At 69.0% G+C, this 6,602-nt stretch carries 6 protein-coding genes; 1 reads left to right on the top strand and 5 read right to left on the bottom strand.

Translation table 11 applies throughout. From position 1 onward, the window contains the following. Window positions 1-820 precede the first annotated feature (820 nt). From AB0I53_RS48940 to AB0I53_RS48930, 3 genes are all read right to left on the bottom strand, one after another. Entirely contained in the window at window positions 821-1,369 is a 549-nt protein-coding gene (locus AB0I53_RS48940) for a hypothetical protein (RefSeq protein ID WP_358617933.1), read from the bottom strand. Window positions 1,370-1,535: 166 nt separating this feature from the next. Next, window positions 1,536-2,453 (bottom strand): C39 family peptidase, encoded by a 918-nt coding sequence (locus AB0I53_RS48935; protein WP_358617931.1) that lies wholly within the window; start codon window positions 2,451-2,453, stop codon window positions 1,536-1,538. Between the two features lie 617 nt (window positions 2,454-3,070). Next, window positions 3,071-3,697 (bottom strand): TetR family transcriptional regulator, encoded by a 627-nt coding sequence (locus AB0I53_RS48930; protein WP_358617929.1) that lies wholly within the window; start codon window positions 3,695-3,697, stop codon window positions 3,071-3,073. Window positions 3,698-3,902: 205 nt separating this feature from the next. On the opposite strand from AB0I53_RS48930, the gene AB0I53_RS48925 reads away from it, so the two are divergent. After that, complete coding sequence (locus tag AB0I53_RS48925; protein WP_358617935.1) at window positions 3,903-4,865, top strand: zinc-dependent alcohol dehydrogenase family protein; 963 nt, start codon at window positions 3,903-3,905, stop codon at window positions 4,863-4,865. Window positions 4,866-4,937: 72 nt separating this feature from the next. On the opposite strand, the gene AB0I53_RS48920 is transcribed toward AB0I53_RS48925, so the two are convergent. Both AB0I53_RS48920 and AB0I53_RS48915 read right to left on the bottom strand, forming a co-directional pair. Further along, window positions 4,938-5,888: a phosphotransferase gene (locus tag AB0I53_RS48920; RefSeq protein WP_358617926.1), complete on the bottom strand. Its 951-nt coding sequence runs from the start codon at window positions 5,886-5,888 to the stop codon at window positions 4,938-4,940. A gap of 80 nt (window positions 5,889-5,968) precedes the next feature. After that, on the bottom strand, window positions 5,969-6,505 hold the full coding sequence (locus tag AB0I53_RS48915; protein ID WP_358617923.1) for an alpha/beta hydrolase: 537 nt from the start codon (window positions 6,503-6,505) through the stop codon (window positions 5,969-5,971). Window positions 6,506-6,602: the final 97 nt, after the last annotated feature.

The raw sequence follows: 6,602 nt of genomic DNA, 5'->3' as shown, positions 1-6,602 counted from the left end.
CTGGCCTTGAGGGCCTTGCTATACCCCTCATCACCGGCATCGACAGGCGCCTGAGCACTACGCTCGCCATCGCCATGCAAGATCTGCGTCACTGATCCTCGTCTCCGATTTGAGGACTCCGCCGGAACGCAGCGGGTTGCCCGCCAAGCGAGCGGTTCCCGGCAGAGCCCACGAGCCAGCTGTTCGGCGCATTCCACCAGCCGCGCAGACCCAAGTCGAGTCCACGAAACCTTCACTTCCCAAAAGGGCAACCTGCGAAGCACCTGCGATCGACGCCCGACGTGGTGGTAGTGTCCGGAACCTTTTGCACCGGGCCGTTTCCGGCGAGCTCGCCCGCACCGACGGTGTGCCGCGAGGACTCGACGACGAGCCTCCGCGCGCACCCGGACCTGCGTCTTCATGGCGCGCAGTCGAATCACGGACTTTCCTGCGGCCGAAAGGTTTTCGGATGCAAATCCGACCGCCGCGACTGACCGGGAGACAACGTTTCAGACACGGTCGAGCACCGAAACGTGAAGAACCAGAAAGAATTCCGCCACCGCACCGGACATCAAGCGGGTCCGAGTGTGCACGCAAGCCCCATGAAAAGGGACATCGGCCGGTGCCGAAATCCCGCCGGAATTCCGCACCCCGGGCGGGTTGGAGCCCCACGGCCACCACGATGCCACCGCCGCGGATTTGGTGCAGACCATTTGGTGGCGAAACTCTGCAATCGCACGATTCCCAGCTGACGTCTAGCTCGCACGCCCCGACCCGCCAACAGTCCACTGTGGCCAGTCAGAATCGCGCGGCACGCAGCTGTGCTCGCCGACGCGCCTGATCAGACCTCGTCCCGGCCGCCGTCCAGCGGTTCCGCAAGCGCTTCGGCGACGTCTTGGACGGGCGGACCGGCGAGGGCCCACCCCTTCCCATCGGCACTGAAGGGGTACCAAAGACCATCCTGGCCGAGGCGCAGCTGCACCCCGTGGTCCCCGAGCGTCCACCTGTTGCGCCACACGCGCACCTCCGGCGGTTCGCCGAGGCCGACGTCCCGCCACGCGTCGTCGATCTCCACCCGGGCACGTGCCGATGCTTCGCGGGGCGGCGTCCACGCGTCTTCCAGCGCTGCTGGACCGGTCTTCCCGGCCAGTTTCCAGGCGTGCACGGCGCGGGTGAAGTCCACCGGGCGGGCAGCGGCGCGGCCCGCCCGTCCGGTCAGGTCGTCCCGGTCGGCCCGGGCGGCGAGCCGCACCACGTCGGTCCACTGATCCGGCTCGCCCACGGGCGCATCCGCCAGCAGCGAACGCGCCCGGTCCGCCGCATCCGCGGCGAGCACTGCGATCGCGGCCGCAGCGACCGGCGACTCGCCGTAGCCCGGCAGCAGGCGCACATCAGCTGCGGAAGGCGCTGAAGTGGTCCATCGCGGCGCGCCGAGGGCTGCTGCCAGCTGAGCCGGTCGCCGCGCGACCCGCGGTGAATGTCCGGCACAGCACATGATGAAGGCCCGCCGGGGGAGCGGCGGGCCTTCATCGGTTCTCGGTGAAGGGTGCTGTTCGTCAGGCGGTGTAGCCCTTGGGCTGGATCAGCGAAGCGATCTGGTCGAGGCTCAGCCAGTAGTCCTCGATCCCGCTGAACCGGGCCGGATCGGAGATGTGCACCGTCTTGTTCTCCGCGTCGTAGCCGACGATCGCCACGTAGTGGTAGATCGTCTGGCTCGACGGGTAGCCGGGCGGCTGGTTGCCGGGCGCGGCAACGATGTTGGCCACCATCGCCTTGCCGTCGTTGACGTTGCGGACGGTGTCCGACCACAGCTGGTCGGTCATCTCCGGGGTCAGCGGCCGGTCGCTCCAGTCCCGGGCGACGTAGTGGGTGCCGGTTCCCGCGAGCTGCTTGTTGAGCCCGTCGGCGACCTGGCCGATGGTGTCCGTGCCGTTCTCGGTGGTGCCGAGCTCGGCGGCCATCGCGTCCTGGTCCGGCAGCGCGTCGGTCTTGCTGGACAGCGCGATGCGGGCCGCCGTGGGGCCGCACCAGTAGCTGGTCTGCTGCTTCTGGTAGTCGACGTCGAGGGACTTGGTGACCGGCGGCGGGGCGGCCGCCGGAGCGGCGGGAGCCGGGGCGGCCGGGGCCGGAGCGGCTGCCGGAGCCTCCGGGGCCGGAGGAGCAACAGGGGCCTCGGGTGCCGGAGGGGTAGCCGGGGCCTCCGGGGCCGGTGCGACGGCCGGGGCCAGGGGAGCCGCGCTGTCGACGGCCTGAATCTGCACGGGGTGCGGGGCGGGTGCCTGCTCCGGGCCTGCGCCCGCCACCAGCGGCTGGCCGACCATCACGATCGCGCCACCGGCGACGACCACCGGGAGGACCTTGCCGGACACCCTGCCGATTCGGGCGCCACCGCCCTGCTTCGGGCCGAACTTGTCAACGAGTGCGCGGACTGCGGCCTTCGGGGTACGGCCGCCCGCATTGCCAGGCTTGTGCACGTGCGCCTTTCCGGGTCGGGGAAGATCCGGGCACCACCGCCGGGGTGCGGTGGCCTCTCGGGTCGAGGCGTCGTGACCAGATCGTGATGTACAGCTACCGAAAACGTAACTAAGGGTCACCGATCTTTCAACGTGTCACCTGATCGGGTTGGCATACTGTCGTGATCGACTCCGCTCCGTAGTGGTTGGCGCCGATCGGTAGAAAACCTCCCGATGCGGCCGAGCGGTTCCCGGAACAAAGCGCCTTCAGATCCGGCGCCAGGTACGTCGCTGGCGGCGTTTGCGCTGGTAGTGGACGTGGAAAATCGATACCCGACAACGATCAACGGCACCGGGCCGCGGCTCGTCCGGGCCGAGATCGACTTCTCGCGAACCGGTCCGCGAAGATCGGTTGAAACGCGACCGTGAGCCTGCGCACAAGAGATCTGCGGTGATCAGCCAAGCCCGTGAACGCCGTCATGTTGAGCGGCTGCAGCACCGGGAAGAACCTGCCGCGGCTCGCCTCGCGCCGGGGCGCCGAGGGCTCGGTGTGACACCTCGCAGGGGGACGGCGCTCGGTGGCGAAGCCTCGAAGGCCGGCTTCCGTTGCGGTGCGGGCGAGTGCGCAGCTACATCGACTAGCGCGGTGCTGCGGGTACCAGCCGTGCCGCCGGCGGTAGCGGTGCGTGCTCCGGGGAGGATGCGAATGCCTGGATCACGAGCGCGGCGAAGCGGCGGGAAGCTGTGACCTGGGCGGTCGTCGATGTGGCGTGGATGCTCCTGTTGGCCAGGAGCATGAGGATCAGGTCGTCTAGGACGAAGTCGGGGCGCAGGTGGCCGGTGTCCTTGGCGCGGTGGGCCAGTTCGGCGACCGAGTTCAGCGCGTGTTCGCGGCTTGCGGCGAAATCCATCGCGTTGGGGAAGGCCGACATGAAGGCTTCGGTGAAGCCCCGGTCGCGTGCGTGCAGCTCGCAGATCTTCTCGATGACGAGGCAGAAGCCGCGCCACGGATCCGGATCGGCGCGCCCCTCGTCGACGATGGCGTCGCACGCGCGCATCTCGTCCGCGAAGGCTTCGGTGACCAGAATCTGCTTGGTCGGGAAACGGCGGTACAGGGTGGCGGGGCCGACCCCGGCGCGCCGGGCGATCTTCCGCATCGGCACGTTCAGGCCTTCGGCGGCGAACAGCGCGCGGGCCGCGTCGAGGATGCGCTCGCGGTTGTCCAGGGCGTCGGAGCGCAAGACGTGAGGCAAACGGTCGTTCACCGCTCTCACTTTAGCTAAACGGACGGGGGCGTCCGTTAGTGTCCGAAGGCGTGGAAGCCTCGCGCTTCCCCGAGTTCGGCCCCTCGAACGAGCGCAGCCGGGCCGCATTGGGCGCCCTCGCCGAATCCGCGACGGACCGCTCGCGTCCGGCGCATCGTGCGGTGCCGGGGCCGGTTCCGATCGATCCCAGAACATGGAGATGACATTGAAGGCAGTCGCGATCCAGGCGTTCGGAAGTCCCGAAGGTCTGGCGGTCATCGACCTCCCCACCCCGACCCCCGGCGACGGACAGGTGTTGATCGCCGTTGAGGCGATCGGCGTCGGCGGTGTCGACGTCGTGATCCGCAGCGGTGCTCTCGCTGCCTACGGCTTCGCCGAAGGCCATATCCCCGGCGGCGAGGTAGCGGGCACCGTGACCGCAGTCGGCGACGACGTCGACAAGTCGTGGATCGGCCGGCGCGTGTGGGCGTTCACCGGTTCGGGCGGCGGCTACGTCGAGCAAGCGATCGCCCCGGTCGGGGAGGTCTTCCCCCTTCCCGAGAACCTGTCCGCTGTCGACGCGGTGACGCTCGGAAGCTCCGGAGTGGTGGCCCATTTCGCCCTTTCCCATGCCCGCTTCGCTCCCGGCGAGTCGGTGCTGGTGCGCGGCGCGGCCGGCAGCATCGGGATCACGACGGTCCAGCTCGCGGCTCGTGGTGGCGCCGGCGCGGTGGCGGTCACGACGTCGTCGGCCGAGCGCGGCGATCGCCTGCGCAAGCTCGGCGCGACCCACGTGCTGGACCGCTCCGGCGGGGGAGGCGAGAACGCTCCCGCGGGCTACGACGTCATCATCGACATCGTCGCCGGTGCGGGCATGCCTTCGTTCTTCGACAAGCTCAACCCGAACGGTCGCCTGGTGGCCGTCGGTGTGGTCGGAGGCCAGCCGCCGGCGGACTTCGGCACGAAGCTGATGGCTGCGTTCCGGAAGTCGATGTCGTTCGCCACCTTCAGCGCCGACACCGTGACCGAACCCGATCGACGTGCCGTGCGGACCGTGCAGTTCGCCGCCGCAAGTCGCGGCGAGCTGCACACGGTGGTGCACGAGTTGCTGCCGTTGGGGAAAGCCGTGCTGGCGCACCAGAAAATGGACGCCGGCGAGGTGTTCGGCAGGATCGTGCTGACGCCGTAGGCCTCGCAGCCGAAAACCTCAAATCGTCGAGGTCCGGTGTGGCGGCATGGGCTTTCGCAGCAGACGCCGGTGTCAGTTGGTCATGCCGCCTGCGAACGGCATCGCCTGCCAGTGGGCGACGGCAGGCTTCAGGTACTCCTCCAACACGGGCAGTTGTGGCACGAGCGTGAGGGTGGCGACGACCCGCAGCATCCCCACGGCGTTCACGAACTTCATGACTTCGTCGTTCAACGGCCGCAGGCCGTTGCGCTGTGCGCCGCGGTTGTAGGCGGCTTCGAGGTCGGGGCCGAGCTCGGCCAGGTCCCACTCGACGGGGCCCAGCGTGACCAGTTCGAAGTCGGCGAAGAGGTGCCCGTCTACCCCGGCGAAGATGTTCGCGGGCGGGGAGTCGCCGTGGATGGGCTGGAGGTCGACCCCGGGGAACGTCCCTTCGAACGCCGCGCGCGAGCTGACGAGCGGTTCCAGGACCTGCCACTCCCGGCTTGCGCGATCGAGCTCGGCTGGCCCGATGAGGTCGGGGCGGTTTTCCAGCAGGGCAAGGCTTTCCGCGACGAACTGAGGTTCGGCCGCGGACAGGAACGACAGCCGGCCCGGGTATGCGCGCATCGCGTCGTGCAGGTCGGCGGCGATTTCGGAGTTCGCCGCGTAGTCGGGTTCCCCGTCCCGGGACTCCTCGACGAACTGCCAGAACGTCATCGAGAACCCGTCACGCTGAATGGGTTCCCGTGGCACGAGAGGGCTGGGCGGGATCACGGGCGTTCCCCGGTCCGCGAGCCACTGTGTCACGTCCAGTTCCGCTTGCTGGCGGTGTGCCAGGGAATCGAGATCGGTGTTGTGCGGCAGGACGGTGGGAATCCGGGCCACGACCGGTGCGGGCGCAAGGTGGACGACGACGGAGAACAGGTCGTGGAGCACCGTCGCATCGGTCACGGTGAGTCCGAGATCGCGCCCTGCGCCGACGGCCGCGTCGACTGCGGCGGAGGTGCGGCGGGCGATGTGTTGCGGTGGCGCGAAGTCGGTCATGACCCGATTGTTCCATTTCGCGGCGTCCGGGCCCATCCAATTACCGGACGGGCCCGGACGCCGCGGAGCAGGCCGCTCGTCTAGAGGTTTTCCTTGAAGAAGGGTTCGAGCTTGGTGAAGGCCTGGTCGACGGCCGCAGGCTGGTCGTACAGGTCGTAGTGGCTGGCGCCTTCGACGACGAAGATGTCCTTCGTCTCGGACCGGGCGCGTTCGAAGAGCTCGAATCCGTCCCGGTAAGAACCGAACGCTCCCGGCACGCTGCCGACGATGATCTGCAGCGGCTGCGTCAGCAGCTTGTCCGCCAGGTGGAAGGCGTCGAAGCCGAAGGCGGTTTCGAGGCCGGACAGGCGCAGCTTGTTCGGCGAGCCGGGGCTCTGCGCCCTGGGCGTCCGGTAGTAGTCGACGGCGTTGACGATGTCGATGTCGGTGATGCCGGCCTGCTCGACCTCTTCAGGAGAGTTGGGGCAGTAGGTCGTGAGCACCGGCTCGGCGCCGCGGGCTTCGGCGGTGCGCTGCTGGCCGATCGCTTCGAGCGCGGCGAGGCCGCCTTCGCGCACGAGCCGTCCGTAGTTCGCGCCGACCACGGTGGCCAGCGCCTTGATCCGGTGATCGGTCATCGTGGCGTTGGCGGCGTAGCCGCCTGCGCCAGCGGCTGCGCCGTCTGCTGCGCGCGCACCGCGCGGCTCGCGTGCACCGAGATGATCTTCTCGTCGG

The sequence above is a fragment of the Saccharopolyspora sp. NPDC050389 genome (assembly GCF_040655595.1).
Taxonomy (GTDB): domain Bacteria; phylum Actinomycetota; class Actinomycetes; order Mycobacteriales; family Pseudonocardiaceae; genus Saccharopolyspora.
The sequence above is the reverse complement of the archived record's forward strand: the minus strand, read 5'-3'. Positions and strand labels throughout refer to the sequence as shown.